Origin of the sequence: Pullulanibacillus pueri, from assembly GCF_014639255.1 — a bacterium.
In the GTDB taxonomy this organism is placed as follows: domain Bacteria; phylum Bacillota; class Bacilli; order Bacillales; family Sporolactobacillaceae; genus Pullulanibacillus; species Pullulanibacillus pueri.
In genome coordinates this window covers 44,378-60,454 of the sequence record NZ_BMFV01000007.1, presented here as the reverse complement: position 1 = coordinate 60,454, position 16,077 = coordinate 44,378, and the positions used below count along the sequence as shown (strand labels likewise).

Genomic DNA, 16,077 nt, shown 5'->3' with positions numbered 1-16,077 from the left:
CGTATAAAAAATTTATTTTGTGGCTACAAATAGATTTTATCTATGATTTGAATATAGTCAAGTCGTGGTCTATAGCTATTTTTTATTAGATAACCTTTGTTTTCAAAAACTTCCTTAGGGATTGATTTTCGTCCTCCATTTATTTGTTCCCACCAATACTGTAATAAAAACTCTGAATCGAGAAAATACACTTCATTAACATTAGAAAATTTGACAATAATAAAAGCAATACCGTTATGCTGTTTCACTTGACGCATATGCTCAATTTGGTGGTCGTGAAAGTTTTGCATAGGAAGTGCTGTTTTATTCTGCGTTTCTTTTGCTTCAAAGTCAATATATTTCCCTTTATAAACGCCGTTGTAATCAGTGGTAGATGGCTTTTTAAAATAAGCTTCAGTGATTTTGGCTGCGCTGCGTTTGGGATATTCAACATTGACAATTTGCAAGGGTGTGGGTTTTTTATGTATGAGTGCAATCTCATGATCCCGATAATATTTATTAGTGATATTAAGATCTTCTTCTAAAGTCATCCCACGATTACCGTAAGTAGTCTGCTTAACTTTCTTAGCTTTTGCTAGCGCTTGGTGCTCTATGAATTTTTTTCCGTTTGGATAATGAATGGCCATATCCTTTCTCCTTTAAATAGGTATTCATTTTATTATAACGCAAAAATAAAGGAGAAGGTTTCACATAGACCCAAAAAAGATGCACAGTCTTATGACAAGTAAGGTGAATTAATGATTAAAACACCAACAGAATGTCAAAAACGTAGAAAGCGTATCGTCCTTACGATTGAGGATCATAAATATATTGACATCATTAGAGGCAAGACACGGATTAATAATCGAGATAATGTTTCAAGAACAAAGAGCTACCTTACTTATTATCTTCAGCACCCTGAAATAACGTGGTCCTTGCTGGCCAGTATGGTCTCTCGAAATGCCGGATGGAATATGACCGATTTATGGAATGAACCTTTTCTTCAGTGGTTACGAGCGCCTTTTAGGCAAACCTTGTTTCATACTTATGAGCGCCCCAATTGGCTCATTTTTGAAGACACTTATCCTCAACTTTTAGTTTATGCTTTGTCAAAACAAGAGAAAAAGCCAATGTTTTATCTACTAAAAGCTTTTGGCGTTTCCATTTTTATAGAAGCAGAGTGGGAAAGGTATTGGAAAGAAAAAGACGGAGAGCGTTTGTACAAGGCACAGATCATAAACGAACAACAACTTATTGAGAGACCTGTTTTAAAACATCATTTTTTTCAGCAGAGTGTATTTAATACAATGCTTTTTTTTAGTCAAGAAGTACTTAAACTGAATGTGGTTGTATTTCCTACACTCCACGGCGAGCTTTACGGATATCCTGTCAGTCATTTTCAGGCGGTTAATGAACGCATCGAGTTAGGAAAAAATTTGCATAGTTTACTCTTTAAAAGTACACAGTCTCGAGCAATTCAGGAATTCGCCTTCACAGTTGCTCATACGGGCTCTAGAAGTGATTATGAACAATTTTTACCCCATCAAACTAAACCTGATTGGAAGCCGGGATTAAGGGAAGTGGGGCAGGAGATCAGGCATAAACGCAGTGAGGTGCAAGAGTGGTTTAAAGGAAAGATTTTAGGGCAATGGTTTGCGGAGCCTCAACAGCCGGCAAAAAGATTATCACCCTATTTTAAAAAGAGGCGGTTGCTCAATAAATGGGTTTCTTTTTGGTCATAACGTCAAAAAAGGAACAAAAAGGAAGCCCTTATAAGTGCAACTAAGGCTTTCGCCATTAAGGTGGCGATAAGCCAAGTTTTCTAATGAAATTGCAGAAAAAAGACAAGCTTTGCAGAATGGGCACTTCTTTTGTCAGGTGTGAAGGGAGGAAAGAAAAAACCGCGAATATAGTATTTAAATCCTAATGATGAGAGGAAGATTGCGGTGGCTAAGAATTTCCCAGATCAAGGCATTTCAAAAGAGGTATTTACTCATAAGCTTGAATCTCTAGAAAATAAAATAGAGCAAATTGACCGTAAAGTTTCTAGCAAGGCTGATGAAATTGTGAGTTTGCAAATTCTCGAGCATCGACGTGAATTAGAAGAAATTTATCAAGTGATCAAAAGTATAGATGCTCATATCCTTCACATTGAATCAGAACTTTCCCGGGTCGAGAATGTCTCAAGCGATCTCCATCAAGTCGATCTAGACATCCCCTCACGCAGTGAAAAGAAAAATAAAAGAACTTCAAAAGTAACGCCTTTGTTTACTTAAAGTAGAAAAGAGACGTCGTTTTTTGGTAGGATAGAGGTGGAGGTGACAGTCGTGGACATAGAAAAAAAACGGCGGTTACTAGAATTGAACCGACAATTAACAGCATTCAATCAACAAGCGAAAGATCAGTTTGTCCTCCGAACACGAAGTGAAGGGTACGAAATGGATTTTTATGGGGAAGTCAAGCCTTTTGCGGATGAAGTATTAAAGGTTGTGGACGAATGGAAGGATTTAGTGAGCGATTGGATGACTTCAGAGCAGCCAAAATACATTTATCTAAAGCAAATTGAAGATACTTATGATAATTTAACCATTGTTTCTGTCACTTCATTTCAAAAGGATACTCGGCGTAAACGTTTTTTGAACACAATAAGCTCCATCGGCTATGTTTTAGAAACCATTGAACAGCAATTAAATGTTAATATATAGAAAGATTAAAAAACGTCCTTTAGAACATATTAAATGATGAAGGGACGTGAGGAAATGACGGTTGCTCAACAATTAAAGTCGACGATTGCAACCTTAAAAAGTGTTCAGGCGAGCTTGGAGCTTTTTTCCTATGAAACCAAAGACGAAAAGGTACAAAACTGTTTTAAGCAGGCCTGTACTGATTCGGATCAGGTGATTACATCATTGGAGACACGTTTATTGCAAATTGAAAAGGAAGAACCTCAATTTAAAACTCAGCCTGCGCCACAAAAGCAATCGTAAAAACCATCCACGTTACACACGTTACAATGGATGGTTTTTTTCTACATTTTATAGATTTGTTTTAAGAGGGTCCTTAAATGAGTGAGGAGTATAGTGGCCTGTTTATGGTCTTTGACCGCAATGGCCGCTTTGATTTGCTGGATATCATTTGCTGCCGTTTCGTATTCTTCTTTATCTCCCATGAGTTGGTATTTCCATTGTTTATCTTTATAGTGCCTTTCTAACTTCTCAGCATATTGTTCGGCAGCATCCCAGTTTTTCACTGAAACATTTTCTTGAATTTCAGTGAGAATGAGAAAGATTTGCTTTTCTTGCTTGGCATGGGCTACCGGTGGTACGAATAATAACAGGACCATAAAAGCTAAGGTCACTCGGGATAAGTATTTGTGGGGCATGAGAAGAACCTCCTTATATTGTCAATGTATCTTTTTCTTAGGATGTCCAAATAATAAAGAATGATGAATAAGAACAAGACAATTTTTGGAGGAACCTTACCATGCCAGAATATCTTCTAATCCTATTGAGGTCTTTGATTGCGTTTGTTTTTTTGTTTATTATCTGTCGCATGCTCGGAAAGCAACAAATTTCTCAGCTCACATTTTTCGATTATGTTGTTGGGATTACCATCGGTTCGATCGCTGCCAATTTATCGGTAAACCCTAGTGTGAAAATCACAAGCGGTATTATGTCGCTCCTTGTGTGGGGAATTATACCTATAATATTCGCCTTTATGACATTAAAATCAAGAAGCTTTGCCACGCTTATTGGAGGCAAACCCACGGTTATTATAGAAAACGGTCAGGTTAATGAGAAAAATCTAAAAAAATCAAAGCTGAGTGTTGAACAATTAATGTTAAATTTGCGAGAACAAAATGCCTTTAAGCTTTCTGATGTTGAACTTGCTGTATTCGAAACCAATGGAAAAATGAGTGTCATGAAGAAAAGTGATCAACAGCCTATTACTCCAAAAATTCTTGGAATGACTTTAGAACAGGAAAAACGACCCTACGTGTTAATTAGAGATGGTCAAGTCCAGGATAAGGCGCTGGAGCAGTTTGGATACACCAAAGAATGGCTATATGGAGAAGTACAAAAGCAAGGTGCAATAGATTTTAAAGATGTTTATATTGCACAAATCGATTCAAAAGGAAACTTGTATGTAGATCTTAAAAATGATCAAAAAAATGAACAACCTTCAAATGAAAGAAAAATCGTTGCAGCACAACTAAAAAAGATCAAGGCCGATTTGGATATGTATGCATTAGATACAGAAAATCAAGAGGCAAAAAATTTATTTAAACAGCAAGCGCAGACCATTGATAATATGAATAAGCAACTCGAGCCCTACTTAAAGTAAAAAAGATACCGTGACACAATAAAATAATGAATACAAATACGGACAATGCTAGTGCAAAGATGGAGCAGGAAGCGGAGCGTGTTGAGAAAATGAGGCACTCCAATAGGCGCAGCAGGCGTCCAAAGACCCACTTTTCAAGTATTAAAAGACCTATTCCAAGGTGAGCCGAAAGCCTTACCCGTCGAACGCGAAGTGGTTTAATGGAGCGATGCACCACATGCCAAGAATAAAGAAAAAATCCGTTCATTCAAATTGAATGTACGGATTTTTTCTGTGAGTGAAAGCGTTAGATCCCAGCCGCTTATCTTTTTTATCAGAGATTACGATTCATAAAAGGAAGAGGACAAGCATAGACTCTATTAAAACGATTTGGTAGGGGGATTTTACTATGCTTGCGGAAAAATATAGTATACAAAAGACCACAACAGTAACACGATCGGCACATTTGAAGAATAAAATTGAAGCCATTAAAAATTGGGATCCTGAACGTTTAGTAGGGCGCCTGTCTGATGCTCTTTTTAAATGTGTTCTCTTTTTCGCGATCCCTTATTTTATTTATGTGTTGATCAAGTTTCTGACATTATAAACCATGTTCCTGAAGCTTTTTTTGCAATTCTGAAAGGGTTAGTTGATCAAGACTAGTGATACCGGCATCAGCTAAAGCTAATGTTTTTCCATTTATAAAGGGATACACGCCGCTCCAGCCCCCATTTAAAATGTAATAAGGGGTACCTGCTAGTCTTTTAAAAAAACAAACATATTCATTTTCACTTGTGAGCGGTCCGGTGTATATTAGGTTGATGGGATCATGCGCCTGCGGCTGTGGATCAATCTCCGTCCCAAAAAGGTAGACGTTTTGAATGCCTTGACCTTTGAAGGGGCGTAGCACATGAAAGGCTTGAGTAAAATTGACTAAAGCTCCTTGTTGAATATGATGGGGGGTTTTAAAGGTTTGATGAACCTCACCAAAGCTGCCATAGGCAATGAGATCGGAACTTGCAATAAGTTGGTGTAAGTTAGTCAGTGAGTGACTTGCAATAACATCATGTTTTGGATCGAAAGCATAAGTAAGAGGGGCCTTCCATTCGAACCATCCAATCAGGAGAGAGAATAACGCCAGTACAGTTATATAACGTTTCATATGGATTCACCTATATCCCTTCGTTTTTTCATAGCTTACCCATCATTCTCTCCATAAATTTAAGGAAAACTATAAAAGAACACAGAAAAATCCCCAGTAAAAGGGGACTTGTAGGTTAGAAACTTTTCTTTTGATTATTCATATATTCCGCGCGCTTTATGAAAGCTTGTTCATCTTCTACAAGACCACAGACACCGCATTGGACCTTTCGTTCTGGGCCGCGATAAGGTAAATGAAAAGGGCCTAGGTTATCTTCACCAAATTCTTCAAGAACTTCGCCTGTTTGTGGATTCATTTTTACACTTTTGGGCTTTTGTTCTATGATATTGAACCGGGTTTTGTTGGTTTTGCAATTTGGGCAAAGATATGGACTTGGCAATGCAATCACCTCCTTTTTTTATCATGTCTTGATTTGAATTATCTTATTCTTATTAGTAAATGATAGAAGTTGACAGTGGAAATGGACAATGCTATAATTATCTCGAATTCAAGATATATAAAAGGGTTGAGAAGCGAATGGTAGAACAAAACGAGGCTCTTTCTCTTAAATTATTTGTTATTCTTACACGAGCTCACCGCACGATTGCGGATAAGGTGGCCAAAGATATTCGGAGTTATGGGTTAAATACGACTGAATTTGGTGTCCTTGAATTGCTTTATAATAAAGGAGAGCAACCCATTCAGCAAATAGGTGGGCGCGTCCTTTTAGCAAGTGGCAGTATGACTTATGTTATTGATAAGTTAGAAAAGAAGGGCTATATCAGGAGAAGACCATGTCCGGATGATCGTCGAGTGATTTATGCTGGCATAACAGAACAAGGTCATGAACTGATGGAAACCATTTTTCCCAAGCACCAAGAGGTCCTTACTCGGTTGTTAGAAGGAGTAACAGATGAAGAGAAGCAGGAATTGATGACATTACTTAAGAAGATGAGTTTTTATGCTCAAAAACTTGAGTAAGCTTTTCCCTATATATCTCGAATTTGAGATACTTTGATATAGTGTAAATTTCTTCAGGGATAAAAAACAGGAGACTGGGAATTTCTATAAGAGTCAGTTTTGATGTTTTGTGACACTTTATCAAAGTGAATGATAAAAGAATTAAGGAGTGTTTTGTTTATGGCACAAGTAAAATTAGCTGTAGTTTATTACAGTTCAACAGGAAGTAATTACAAACTTGCAACAATTGCTGCTGAGGCTGCAAAGCAAGCAGGTGCTGAAGTTAAGGTACTTAAAGTAGGTGAATTGGCACCAGAAGAGGCCATTGCTTCGAATCCCGCTTGGAAAAAACATTATGAAGAAACAAAAGATACTGTACCAACAGCAACTCCTGCAGATCTTGAATGGGCAGATGCAATTATCTTTAGTGCGCCTACTCGTTTTGGAAATGTTCCTGCACAAATGAAACAATTCTTTGACCTATGTGGCGGGTTATGGGCACAAGGAAAACTTGCTAACAAGGTTGTGAGTGCGATGTCTTCAGCTCAAAACGCTCATGGGGGTCAGGAGCAAACCGTCCAAGCTATCTATACTACAATGTACCACTGGGGCGCTATTGTTGTAGCACCAGGGTATACTGATAACTCTATCTTCGTTGCTGGCGGAAATCCATATGGAACAAGCGTGACTGTCGATGCTGACGGCAATTTTGCAGAAGATGTGACAGGCGCAGTTGAACATCAAGCAAAAAGAACAATTCAGGTTGCTGGTTGGGTTAAAGCTGGCTTAAATCAGTAAGCTTTTACGTACTTAAAAAAGTGTGAGAGTCTGGGACATAACGAAAATAAGCCAAGTCAAAAGACGAACAATTATATTTATAAATATGAGTAAGTGTCACGACGCAAATAAAAAGCGTAGTCAAAATACGTGGACTCAAAAAAATCGTAAGAACCACGATTTTTTCTGCGAAGATGATTCTCCTAGTCGCTTTCTTTAGTCCTGCGGGAATAGCACGAGGTGAAAATCCATTCGGGATAACATATTTTATTCCCGAGTGAGCTAAGGCCGTGCCCGCGGAAAGCGAAGTGTTTTGACGGAGCGACCTTACGTACAAAGGGAAAACCGAATGACTTCACAATCGTTCGGTTTTTCCTTTGTCTTATATACTTTATCCCAGGCTCTTCATTTGGAAACATTTTATTAGATCATGCTAACCTTATAGGAAATCATCGACGTGGAAGTGTGAAAAAAGTTTTAATTTATTATAAAAAACTTGATAAATAGACTAAGATAGGTTATAGTTAATGAAAGTATAAATCATTAATACTTTTCATTTAGAACCTTCCCCTCAAGATAAATTCTTATTATTCCTTTCTACTTTTATCCCTTAACTTAGGTATAACCATTAGAAATGATGATCAGAATGCAATGTTATTTTGTTGAACAATTCGTTCTGGCGCGGTCATCGGAGCCGTAAGGACGAAAGAGAGGTAGGGCTTTCGTTGTGTTGATCAGTAAAACAACAGAAATAACCCTTTGGCATCGCCAATAACGAAAAGGGGTATGGATTGTCGATTCCCATCTTATTAAGATTATCGACACCGACTGTGGATACTCTTCATAATATGTGAATTTTACTAATAGAGGATGTTCAAAAATTCAGGGGACTTACCATTGCGTGAGCCAGTTCGATCTGTTTCAGGATGAAACGTCACTGGAACTTCATTGATTTCCACCCTGTTTGTTCTCTTTTTTGAATACACACTTACACGGTAAATTGCGAACATATTAATAATTTTTTGGAGGTTTTGCACTATGCAAACAGGTACTGTCAAATGGTTTAACGCAGAAAAAGGTTTCGGCTTTATTGAAGTTGAAGAGGGTAACGATGTATTCGTACACTTCAGCGCTATCGAAGGTGAAGGTTTCAAATCATTAGAAGAAGGACAGCGTGTAGAATTCAACGTCGTTGAAGGTAACCGTGGTCCTCAAGCTGACAAAGTAGTAAAATTATAATTTAATTTTGTTATAAAAATCAGCAGAATTCAGACTGTGCGAGCACTCGCCAGTCTGTTTTTTTGTGTTCATAATGTTGAGGCGAGGCTAACGCCATTTAAAGGTTTATTCTAAATTATTTTAAGGCTATATTCTAGAAAGTGTATTGCTTTACCCAGAGTCGTGAGTTTTTCGAAGTAGAAGGAAATTGCGACATAACTATTAAGTTAAGAGTTCACAAGTGATTACTGCTTGCTTATGGTGTGGATTTGAGCTTCAGGTCGCTCGCTTTCCTCGGGCACGGCCCGCAGCGGTGGGGTGTCCGTGAGGAGGCTGAAGCCGTGCCCACGGAAAGCGAAGTATTCTGCTGAAGCGGTAATTTAGCACCAAATAAAGTAAGGTATGAGATGCCAACGCCGATCGAATTTACGTCCCAATCTATAGCAATAGTGCAGTATCTGTGGAGTCAAATTTGAGTGTAAAGAAGTTTTTATTCAGTAACCTTCTATTTAATAGTTTACAGTATGCATATGTTGTTTTATACTAGGTCAGATTCTTACTTTCCATAAAATGAATGCGTTTAACAACATAATATCGTAAGAAGGAAAGGGCGTCTTTAGATTAATGTTACATAATCCAACGGGAAAAGAGCGCTTAGGATTGGTCTTTCTTTTAAGTGCACTTGGCATATTGGGACCGCTTAATATCGATATGTATTTACCAAGATTTCCTAATATTGTCTCAGATTTAGGAACAAATGATTCATTCGTTCAACTAAGCTTAACTGCTTGTTTGATCGGATTTGCTGTTGGACAAATGGTGGTAGGACCAATCAGTGATAGCCAGGGGCGCAGGAAACCATTGATGGTCTCAATTTCTTTATTTGTATTAGCTTCACTGCTCTGTGCATTTTCACCGAACATTGTGATACTTGTCATGGCCAGGTTATTACAAGGTTTGACCGCTTCGGCAGGTCTTGTTCTTTCTCGAGCCGTAGTACGAGATGTTTTTAGTGGTAGAGAAATGACAAGGTTTTTTGCTCTTTTGATGGTGATCAATGCGATTGCGCCAATGATTGCACCGATGACCGGCGGTGCACTCTTACTATTACCTTTTGCGAGTTGGCATACGATATTTTTCTTTTTGAGTTTCCTTGGTCTTTTGATTGTTACGCTTGTCGCTTTTAAGTTAAAAGAAACATTGCCTCAAGAGAGAAGGATCCCAAGTTCGATCGGTACTTCATTTCGGACGATGGGAGGCTTGTTAAAAGATCGATCATTTATGGGCTATACTTTGACTGTTGGTTTTGTTCATGGGGGAAGTTTTGCTTATGTTTCAGGGACCCCTTTTGTGTATCAAAATATTTATCATGTATCACCCCAAGTCTTTAGTATTTTGTTTGGCATTAATGGTCTGGCCATTATTTCGGGAAGTTTTATAATAGGCCGGTTGGGTGGCATTATTCATGAACGGAGCTTACTAAGAACAGCTGTTATGACCGCTGTCCTGGCAACTATGCTTCTTTTGATAATGACAATGATCAAAGGGCCATTAGCAGTTTTAGTCATATTGATATTTATTTACATGACAACCATGGGAATGATTACAACAAGTACTTTCACCTTAGCGATGGAAAACCAAGGACATCATGCAGGAAGCGCAAGTGCTTTACTGGGCATGCTGCCATTATTCATTGGATCTATTGTTTCGCCGCTTGTGGGACTCCATGAAGCAACAGCTGTTCCAATGGGCATAATCTTATTTGGCACATCTTCTATAGGGACGATAGCCTTTTTTACATTAACGAAGAAAAAAACGCTGATTCAGTCGGAACGGGCTGTAAATTAAGGAGGGGATCCCTCATTTTTAAAATATAAGCGGGTTTTGCTATAAAAGTTCTTGTGTTGTACATCTAACCATGATGCCTTATAGTACGCTTCTCGGAACAAAGTGAAGTTTACTCGTGAAGTCATGCGTGTAGTTGCACCCGAGGGAACTTGCGTCCTCTGCTCCAATCAATGGGGCTGTAGTCGCTGTCTTGGGATTTTCAGATCCTAACCAAGGGGCAGGCATGTTTTGACTCTATAAGTAAGACGCGTTTTTTTAATGAAGATAACGTCCGTGATCTGGAACAGCGAGAGTCTGAAATTGGGAGGCTAAATGATTTAATCCTTGGGTTAGGGGTTGTCCCTTCATGGGCTGGCCATGTCCTGTGTAGGCAAAGGCCGGGTTCAGCTCATTTAATCGCTTGACTGATTGTTCGGCAGCCTTCCAGTCTGTAGTGAAATATTTGGGTGGACCATGGACCTCTTCGTTTTGGCTCATGACAGAAAGTGCTGATTCCTGTTCAACTGTAATGAAAGCATCACCAGTAATAAGGGTACGGTCTTGTTCTCTCCATAAAGAAATATGCCCTGGTGAATGCCCAGGTGTCGCTAGCCAACGCCATTGGTCCATAAAAGGCACTTGACCAGTCTGAGGTAATGGTTGAATACGTTTCCCTAAATTTATTCGACTATGTGGATAGAGTGGAGAAATAAGGGACATTAAGCCCCCGCCAACAGTAGGATCAGCAGCGGGGTAATCTTTTTGTCCTGTTAAATAGGGAAGCTCTAACTCATGAGCAAATACTGGAACATGCCAATGATCGAGAAGTTCTTCAAGTGATCCGATATGATCAAAATGACCATGGGTTAATATGATGGCTTTGGGATGTTGATCTCCAAAACGATGAAAAGCAGCTTCCTGAATCTTATCTGCACTATTAGCAAGACCGGTATCAACTAAGATCCAATCAGTATTTTCCCCAGGATCTCCTACTAGATAGGCGTTAACGATAAGACATGGGATCCTTTCTATGTCTTTAGGAAATTCGATTATTGGGTGTATAACTGGCGGTGCTTGCTGATGTTCTTCTAAGCGGTGCTCTTTGTCCATTGAGTAAACCTCCAATCTATTGCCAACCAAGAAAATGCTATGTAGCATGGATAGCCCATTACTTATTCATACTAGTAATTTTATCTTTAATTTTTTTACTAATGTCATCGGTACTAAAGGTGTACATTTTACCCTTAAAATTGATGATGACTTCCTTTTTTTCTGGATTGCCTTGAATTTTAAGATCTTCTGCTTTGATTGTATAATCACCATTTGGCTTCTCAGAATAATCGGCTTGATCGATCTCACTTTTGATGAGAGGTTCAAGGGTTTCATGATAAAGGTCTGAGGAGCTCATGAATGCTGATTTTCCTTTGTCAATCACTTGGCCAGGTGTTAGACCAATACAAACGACCATGATGACGCCTATGATGGCCGCAATAAAGGCCATTTTAAGAGCCATCCGTATAACGGCACGTGCGATGAAGAGGATAAAGAGAAAAGCTACAATCCCTAATATCCAATGATGACTGATGCTATTGATGGTATCGCCCACTCGTCACACCTCCATTTATAATTATTGACGAAAGTCTTCGTGACACATACAAAAGAATTTTTACCATTGGCACATTTTTTGTTTATGATGTGCTTGGTCAAATTCAGATATACCTTAGCACCATACAGTTTAAGAAACATAAGGAAAAAGGCAAATAAGAGTGACGATTCGATTAATTTCATGGTATATTAGTTGGGTAATCATCTTGGCTTGGTTTAAGAGTAATACGGATTTTGACCTCTATTTTTTGTTGCGCTAGGATGAGGTTAGATTAGAGAGCATGTGATCTCGTAATGACTAAAGGATCTATACATAATTGCAAAAATTTGAGTTTTTTTAATCTATTCATCCAAAAGATTCTGAATTTTTTTGAAAGACGATCTGGTATGGAAAGTTTGAAAAGGGGGATGACCTTTGCCTATTAATGTTCCGAAATTATTACCTGCAAGGAATATCCTTGAAAAGGAAAATATATTTCTTATGGATGATGAGCGAGCGGTGTCACAAGATATACGTCCGCTCAATATTGTCATTCTAAATTTAATGCCACAAAAGGAAAAAACGGAGACCCAATTATTACGTTTATTGGGGAATACAGCGCTTCAGGTTAATGTGACATTGTTGTATACCTCCAGTTATGAATCAAAGCATGTCAGCCGGTCCCATCTGGAGCAATTCTATTCCACGTATAATCGTATAAAGCACCGTCGGTATGATGGGATGATTATTACAGGTGCGCCTATAGAACATTTTCCTTTTGAGAAGGTTCACTATTGGCCTGAGCTAACCGAAATCATGGAATGGTCAAAGACACATGTCACGTCGACTCTACATATTTGCTGGGGAGCGCAAGCGGCTCTTTACTATCATTATGGGATTAATAAATACGAGCTGCCTGAAAAAATAGCAGGGATATTTTCTCATGGGGTAAGTGATCCAACGGTAAAACTGGTTCAAGGGTTTGATGAAGAATTTTTAGCGCCTCATTCTCGTAATACAGATGTATCACAAGAAGAAATAGAGGCTGATGAACGTCTAGATCTCCTCTCTGTTTCACCTGAGGCTGGTGCCTTTATTATTATGTCAAAAGATCAAAAGAATATTATGGTGACAGGTCATCTCGAGTACGATTCGTATACTCTTCAGGAAGAATATTTGCGGGATCAAAAGAATGGGCTTAATCCTAAGCTGCCGAAACATTATTTTCCTGAGGATAACCCCGATCTCAAACCTGTTAATCGTTGGCGTTCTCATGCTCATTTATTATTTTCTAATTGGCTCAATTATTATGTCTATCAACAAACACCTTATTTGTGGGACTAGGAAGCAGGGAAAACTTTTCTGATTTGATGGGGGACACTTATATGATTGTCGATATTGAAAATGTATCATGGAAGCGAGAAAAGCAATGGATTCTTAAGGATATTTCTTGGCAGATTCGACAAGGTGAGCATTGGAGCCTTGTTGGATTAAATGGGTCAGGGAAGACAACGCTATTGAACATGATTAATGGGTATATATGGCCCACAAAAGGCTCGATATCTGTGTTAGATCAAACCTTTGGTCGGTGTGATTTAAGAGAGTTAAGGAAAGACATTGGCTGGGTCAGTTCTTCCCTGCAACAGCACCTCCATGGAGAAGAAACAGCAAAACACATTGTCATAAGTGGAAAATTTGCAACCATTGGATTATACGATCAAGTAAGTACTGATATTGAAGAGCAGGCTGAACAACTTCTGACTTTATTAAACTGTCAAATTTTTAAAGATCGTCGTTATGATACCCTTTCTCAAGGGGAGCGACAAAGAATATTAATTGCCCGAGCTTTAATGGCTGAACCGAAGCTATTAATATTAGACGAACCTTGTACGGGGCTCGATATCATTGCTCGCGAACAATTATTGCAGATAATTGAAAAGGTTTCAAAAGCACCACAGGCACCGACTTTAATTTATGTGACGCACCATGTTGAGGAGATCCTTCCTTGCTTTTCACACACGTTGATGCTTAAGAAAGGAGAGGTGTATCAATTAGGGCCGACAGAGAAGGTTTTAACCTCAACCCTGTTAACTGATTTTTTTGATACGCCGATTAAGGTCTATCAACAACAGGAGCGCTTGTGGTTAACACTTGCTTGATCTGATTAAGGTAGAGATATTTCACTTTTTCCATCAGTGAAATATCCTTTTTTTTATGTGAGGTTGAATTTCTTTTTTTGCCGCGATTATATATGTTAAGTCCAACATTCGTTTTATAATGTCGTTCTTGAATGATTCATAAATGTTTCCATTATGAAATAATAATAGAAAGGGAGATACTTGTACAGCTTTTTAAGGAGACGAGGACATGTTGAAGATCACCGCTCTCATGAATTTTTCACGTTATGGTATTCTTATTAGCGGGGCAATGTTACAGGGAGTCGCTATGGCTCTTTTTCTATTTCCTCATCATATTCCATCAGGAGGAGCCGCAGGGCTGGCGATCATTTTTAATCAACTTTTCCATTTGTCCCACAGCTGGTCACTGTGGTTAGTTAATTTTACTTTCTTGATCTTTGCCATCTATTGGTTTGGTCTTGCTTGGACCGTTCGGACTATGTTTGCAGTAACCATCACCTCTATTACGATACATGTCCTCAATAGCACTCTTGTCATTCATACCCACCCCTTAATCATCGATCTTCTTTTTGGCGCGATTCTCTTTGGATTAGGTGTCGGGTTATTAATTAAACATGGCGCTTCAAGTGGGGGGATGCTCATTCCTGCACTAATGATTTCGAATACACGTCATTTTCCTCCTGGTAAAACTATGTTTTGGATTAATTTATCAATTTTCGTTATTACTGCATGTATTATCGACTGGCGTATTGTAATTTTCGCTATTATATGCCAATGGATATCCAGTCATATCATTGACCTGAATAATGCTTAATTCACTTAGCTGTGTGGACATTCGTTAAGTTTTACTTAATAAAGCACTTTCCTCCGATCTGATCAATACAATAGTACTGATCACCGTAAAAGGAGGAAAGGGTATGAACAAGCATTGGAAAAAAATGTGGGAGTTTTTTCTCGCCTTCTTCCTTCCAGTACTCCTTATTGTAGTAACCTTAGTGGCACTTACCCTCAATCAAATGAATGAGACAACTCATAAAAGCAGTCCAAACACTGAGCATAACAGCGATAACCAAAAGGAGCATAAGGATGATAAGAAAGACAATGGCCATAAGAAAGGTGATAGTCAAAAAGATCATAAAACAGACGTATCTAAGCTTCAGTGGGGGATTGACACGGCCAAAACGATTAATAAATCCGCGTATCAGTGTATAGAAAAAAATTTTGGAAAACCTCAGATTGCAGGAAGATATTTGGTTGGTAAAGAAGGAATCAATGCGGGGTTAACGAAAGAGGAAGTCAAGCTATTGCACGATAAAGGGGTTAAGGTCCTGCCTATTTACAATAATTTCACGAACGCAACCGGAAAAGACCGAGGGCAATCCATTGCCAAAGAAGCGATTAAAGCAGCAAAAGAAATTGGTGTCAAAAAGGGAACCTTTATTGTTGCCGATATTGAACCAAAGACACCTGTAGATGCAGACTTTTTAATAGCATGGACAAAGACTATAAAAGATTCAAATTATAAAGCGGCAATATATGGTGATTTAGAGGATGATAACTTAAAAGATGTTTATAAAAAAGCGAGTAATAATAGTGACGCTGTTCAACAACATTTAATGTTGTGGACAAACGGGCCAAATATAGGCATCACTGGGAAAGAAAAGGCTCCAGATAAGTTTAACGGAGCAAGTCCAAATAAAGATCATACCTATGCATGGCAGTACGGAATAGAGTCAAAGCAATGTAATATTGACACTGATCTCTTTACGGGTCAAGTGCTAGAATTTGTTTGGTAAATGGCGAGTGCTGATAAGCCCTAACCCCTACGGTTAGGGTGTTTTTTATTTTTCCGGACGTTATTGTTTCGTAAATGAAAGAGAAAGCTTCAAAAGCTTGGCGCTCTAAAGAATAATCTAGGCTTACTTTTAAAACAGAATCAAGAAAGAAGTCTCCGCTACTATACAGATATTACTGATGCAAGAGGCATTTCTGAATTACTGTGAGACTATAAGAATTTAAAAAAGTGATTCACACTCTGGACATTCTGTTATATAATATTATAAATATAAATAAACTGTTATTATACAGTCGGGGTGAGATTTTAAGGGTTCATTTCAGTTTGGGAAGAA

Annotated in this window: 20 protein-coding genes; 14 read left to right on the top strand and 6 right to left on the bottom strand. The window is 38.5% G+C overall.

The features are described 5' to 3' along the window. Window positions 1-23 precede the first annotated feature (23 nt). The gene (gene recU, locus IEV91_RS06325) at window positions 24-626 is read right to left on the bottom strand and encodes a Holliday junction resolvase RecU (RefSeq protein ID WP_188496578.1); all 603 of its coding nucleotides are present in this window, start codon (window positions 624-626) and stop codon (window positions 24-26) included. Window positions 627-737: 111 nt separating this feature from the next. On the opposite strand from recU, the gene IEV91_RS06320 reads away from it, so the two are divergent. The 4 genes from IEV91_RS06320 to IEV91_RS06305 all read left to right on the top strand — a co-directional run bounded on the left by IEV91_RS06320 (window position 738) and on the right by IEV91_RS06305 (window position 2,966). Beyond that, window positions 738-1,721, top strand: coding sequence for a DUF2515 family protein (locus IEV91_RS06320; protein WP_188496577.1), 984 nt, complete (start codon window positions 738-740; stop codon window positions 1,719-1,721). 204 nt (window positions 1,722-1,925) lie between these two features. Beyond that, a complete protein-coding gene (locus IEV91_RS06315; RefSeq protein WP_188496576.1) occupies window positions 1,926-2,255 on the top strand; it encodes a hypothetical protein in 330 nt (109 codons plus the stop codon). A gap of 51 nt (window positions 2,256-2,306) precedes the next feature. After that, complete coding sequence (locus IEV91_RS06310; RefSeq protein WP_188496575.1) at window positions 2,307-2,684, top strand: YppE family protein; 378 nt, start codon at window positions 2,307-2,309, stop codon at window positions 2,682-2,684. A 54-nt stretch (window positions 2,685-2,738) separates the two neighbouring features. Further along, window positions 2,739-2,966, top strand: coding sequence for a DUF1657 domain-containing protein (locus tag IEV91_RS06305; RefSeq protein ID WP_188496574.1), 228 nt, complete (start codon window positions 2,739-2,741; stop codon window positions 2,964-2,966). Window positions 2,967-3,007: 41 nt separating this feature from the next. On the opposite strand, the gene IEV91_RS06300 is transcribed toward IEV91_RS06305, so the two are convergent. Then, window positions 3,008-3,361, bottom strand: a complete 354-nt coding sequence (locus IEV91_RS06300) for a DUF4363 family protein (protein ID WP_188496573.1) — start codon at window positions 3,359-3,361, stop codon at window positions 3,008-3,010. Between the two features lie 101 nt (window positions 3,362-3,462). On the opposite strand from IEV91_RS06300, the gene IEV91_RS06295 reads away from it, so the two are divergent. Together IEV91_RS06295 and IEV91_RS06290 are read left to right on the top strand one after the other, a co-directional pair. Next, complete coding sequence (locus IEV91_RS06295) at window positions 3,463-4,323, top strand: DUF421 domain-containing protein (protein WP_188496572.1); 861 nt, start codon at window positions 3,463-3,465, stop codon at window positions 4,321-4,323. A 388-nt stretch (window positions 4,324-4,711) separates the two neighbouring features. Next, the gene (locus IEV91_RS06290; protein ID WP_188496571.1) at window positions 4,712-4,909 is read left to right on the top strand and encodes a hypothetical protein; all 198 of its coding nucleotides are present in this window, start codon (window positions 4,712-4,714) and stop codon (window positions 4,907-4,909) included. On the opposite strand, the gene IEV91_RS06285 is transcribed toward IEV91_RS06290, so the two are convergent. Further along, window positions 4,904-5,464, bottom strand: a complete 561-nt coding sequence (locus tag IEV91_RS06285; protein WP_188496570.1) for a hypothetical protein — start codon at window positions 5,462-5,464, stop codon at window positions 4,904-4,906. The two genes, IEV91_RS06290 and IEV91_RS06285, sit on opposite strands and share 6 nt — an antisense overlap. Before the next feature lie 115 nt (window positions 5,465-5,579). Then, window positions 5,580-5,843 carry a DNA alkylation repair protein gene (locus IEV91_RS06280; RefSeq protein WP_188496569.1) on the bottom strand — a complete coding sequence of 88 codons (264 nt, stop codon included), beginning with the start codon at window positions 5,841-5,843 and terminating at the stop codon, window positions 5,580-5,582. Window positions 5,844-5,980: 137 nt separating this feature from the next. Between IEV91_RS06280 and IEV91_RS06275 the strand changes: the two genes are divergently transcribed. The 4 genes from IEV91_RS06275 to IEV91_RS06260 all read left to right on the top strand — a co-directional run bounded on the left by IEV91_RS06275 (window position 5,981) and on the right by IEV91_RS06260 (window position 10,246). Further along, window positions 5,981-6,424 (top strand): MarR family winged helix-turn-helix transcriptional regulator, encoded by a 444-nt coding sequence (locus IEV91_RS06275; RefSeq protein WP_188496568.1) that lies wholly within the window; start codon window positions 5,981-5,983, stop codon window positions 6,422-6,424. Window positions 6,425-6,583: 159 nt separating this feature from the next. Then, a complete protein-coding gene (gene wrbA / locus IEV91_RS06270) occupies window positions 6,584-7,201 on the top strand; it encodes an NAD(P)H:quinone oxidoreductase (RefSeq protein WP_188496567.1) in 618 nt (205 codons plus the stop codon). Between the two features lie 1,017 nt (window positions 7,202-8,218). Next, on the top strand, window positions 8,219-8,419 hold the full coding sequence (locus IEV91_RS06265) for a cold-shock protein (RefSeq protein ID WP_188496566.1): 201 nt from the start codon (window positions 8,219-8,221) through the stop codon (window positions 8,417-8,419). A 603-nt stretch (window positions 8,420-9,022) separates the two neighbouring features. After that, window positions 9,023-10,246 carry a Bcr/CflA family efflux MFS transporter gene (locus IEV91_RS06260; RefSeq protein ID WP_188496565.1) on the top strand — a complete coding sequence of 408 codons (1,224 nt, stop codon included), beginning with the start codon at window positions 9,023-9,025 and terminating at the stop codon, window positions 10,244-10,246. A gap of 255 nt (window positions 10,247-10,501) precedes the next feature. On the opposite strand, the gene IEV91_RS06255 is transcribed toward IEV91_RS06260, so the two are convergent. Both IEV91_RS06255 and IEV91_RS06250 read right to left on the bottom strand, forming a co-directional pair. Beyond that, on the bottom strand, window positions 10,502-11,335 hold the full coding sequence (locus tag IEV91_RS06255; protein WP_188496564.1) for an MBL fold metallo-hydrolase: 834 nt from the start codon (window positions 11,333-11,335) through the stop codon (window positions 10,502-10,504). Window positions 11,336-11,393: 58 nt separating this feature from the next. Continuing rightward, entirely contained in the window at window positions 11,394-11,831 is a 438-nt protein-coding gene (locus IEV91_RS06250; protein WP_188496563.1) for a hypothetical protein, read from the bottom strand. A gap of 414 nt (window positions 11,832-12,245) precedes the next feature. Between IEV91_RS06250 and metA the strand changes: the two genes are divergently transcribed. From metA to IEV91_RS06230, 4 genes are all read left to right on the top strand, one after another. After that, the gene (gene metA / locus IEV91_RS06245; protein WP_188496562.1) at window positions 12,246-13,154 is read left to right on the top strand and encodes a homoserine O-acetyltransferase MetA; all 909 of its coding nucleotides are present in this window, start codon (window positions 12,246-12,248) and stop codon (window positions 13,152-13,154) included. 41 nt (window positions 13,155-13,195) lie between these two features. After that, window positions 13,196-13,969, top strand: a complete 774-nt coding sequence (locus IEV91_RS06240) for an ABC transporter ATP-binding protein (RefSeq protein ID WP_188496561.1) — start codon at window positions 13,196-13,198, stop codon at window positions 13,967-13,969. Window positions 13,970-14,177: 208 nt separating this feature from the next. Then, window positions 14,178-14,762, top strand: a complete 585-nt coding sequence (locus IEV91_RS06235) for a YitT family protein (RefSeq protein ID WP_229745434.1) — start codon at window positions 14,178-14,180, stop codon at window positions 14,760-14,762. A gap of 103 nt (window positions 14,763-14,865) precedes the next feature. Then, window positions 14,866-15,744, top strand: coding sequence for a glycoside hydrolase domain-containing protein (locus tag IEV91_RS06230; protein ID WP_188496560.1), 879 nt, complete (start codon window positions 14,866-14,868; stop codon window positions 15,742-15,744). Window positions 15,745-16,077: the final 333 nt, after the last annotated feature.

Coding starts and splice junctions, on each gene's coding strand:
- wrbA (WP_188496567.1), top strand. CDS start 6,584: ATGGCACAAGTAAAATTAGCTGTAGTTTATTACAGTTCAACAGGAAGT.
- IEV91_RS06235 (WP_229745434.1), top strand. CDS start 14,178: ATGTTGAAGATCACCGCTCTCATGAATTTTTCACGTTATGGTATTCTT.
- IEV91_RS06230 (WP_188496560.1), top strand. CDS start 14,866: ATGAACAAGCATTGGAAAAAAATGTGGGAGTTTTTTCTCGCCTTCTTC.
- IEV91_RS06260 (WP_188496565.1), top strand. CDS start 9,023: ATGTTACATAATCCAACGGGAAAAGAGCGCTTAGGATTGGTCTTTCTT.
- IEV91_RS06240 (WP_188496561.1), top strand. CDS start 13,196: ATGATTGTCGATATTGAAAATGTATCATGGAAGCGAGAAAAGCAATGG.
- IEV91_RS06290 (WP_188496571.1), top strand. CDS start 4,712: ATGCTTGCGGAAAAATATAGTATACAAAAGACCACAACAGTAACACGA.
- IEV91_RS06255 (WP_188496564.1), bottom strand. CDS start 11,335: ATGGACAAAGAGCACCGCTTAGAAGAACATCAGCAAGCACCGCCAGTT.
- IEV91_RS06265 (WP_188496566.1), top strand. CDS start 8,219: ATGCAAACAGGTACTGTCAAATGGTTTAACGCAGAAAAAGGTTTCGGC.
- recU (WP_188496578.1), bottom strand. CDS start 626: ATGGCCATTCATTATCCAAACGGAAAAAAATTCATAGAGCACCAAGCG.
- IEV91_RS06295 (WP_188496572.1), top strand. CDS start 3,463: ATGCCAGAATATCTTCTAATCCTATTGAGGTCTTTGATTGCGTTTGTT.
- IEV91_RS06300 (WP_188496573.1), bottom strand. CDS start 3,361: ATGCCCCACAAATACTTATCCCGAGTGACCTTAGCTTTTATGGTCCTG.
- IEV91_RS06275 (WP_188496568.1), top strand. CDS start 5,981: ATGGTAGAACAAAACGAGGCTCTTTCTCTTAAATTATTTGTTATTCTT.
- IEV91_RS06285 (WP_188496570.1), bottom strand. CDS start 5,464: ATGAAACGTTATATAACTGTACTGGCGTTATTCTCTCTCCTGATTGGA.
- IEV91_RS06305 (WP_188496574.1), top strand. CDS start 2,739: ATGACGGTTGCTCAACAATTAAAGTCGACGATTGCAACCTTAAAAAGT.
- IEV91_RS06320 (WP_188496577.1), top strand. CDS start 738: ATGATTAAAACACCAACAGAATGTCAAAAACGTAGAAAGCGTATCGTC.